Here is a 698-nt window from a genome sequence, read left to right on the forward strand (position 1 = left end):
TCCTCAAAATCCACCTCCCCTTTGGCCATCCTGGTTTCAACAGCTAATTCTCCAAAATCTTTTGCTTCAGGAATGCAATTGTTTTCTTCATCAGTTAAATAATTTCTGAGTTTATTGGCAAATAGGGAGCCATATAAAGAATTAGTTTGTTCAGTTGATAAACTGATGCATTCGGGAATTTTGTCTATTGCAGAATCTATAAATTCACCCCTATTTCCCCTCCTGCCCCGGTACACTCTTCTATTTTAGAATTGGTTTCCTGGAAATGCTGGGCTGGGAATTCACCTTCTTTAAATCCTCTCATTCCTCCAAGTAACCGGATATTTCACAAATTTTTTATCTGAAATCACCTCAATTACATAGGTTTGGAAAACACCATTTCTAGTGGCCGGAGGTCTTTTGTTGTCAAAAATCCATCGGCGTCTTTTCTCGTTGATTTCCTCTAAATCAGAAAAATGATAATCTTTTAAATCTTTTATACAGAGTGTATCTGCTTTTTCTGTATATGGATAAAACAAAGTCATATTGCCTTTTCTGGTTTCAATATTAAAATAAACACCTAATTTTTGATTATATCTTCTTTCAAATTTAGCGTTCCATTCTGTATCCTTAATTTCTTGATATTTCACATAAATGGTATCTTTTGGATACATTGATTTTTGCCCAAAAGAAAGTATCGGGCAAAAAATCAATATAAA

General features: G+C 33.8%; 2 protein-coding genes. Both read right to left on the minus strand.

Annotated features, from left to right (window positions below; all coding sequences use genetic code 11):
• Positions 1–236: hypothetical protein (locus tag ACKGJN_RS16370; protein ID WP_409540637.1), on the minus strand; the 236-nt coding region annotated here is incomplete at its 3' end.
• A gap of 54 nt (positions 237–290) precedes the next feature.
• A partial coding sequence (locus ACKGJN_RS16375) for a hypothetical protein (protein WP_409540638.1) occupies positions 291–698 on the minus strand: 408 nt, incomplete at its 5' end.

The sequence above is a fragment of the Gillisia xinjiangensis genome (genome assembly GCF_046298265.1).
GTDB lineage: Bacteria > Bacteroidota > Bacteroidia > Flavobacteriales > Flavobacteriaceae > Gillisia > Gillisia xinjiangensis.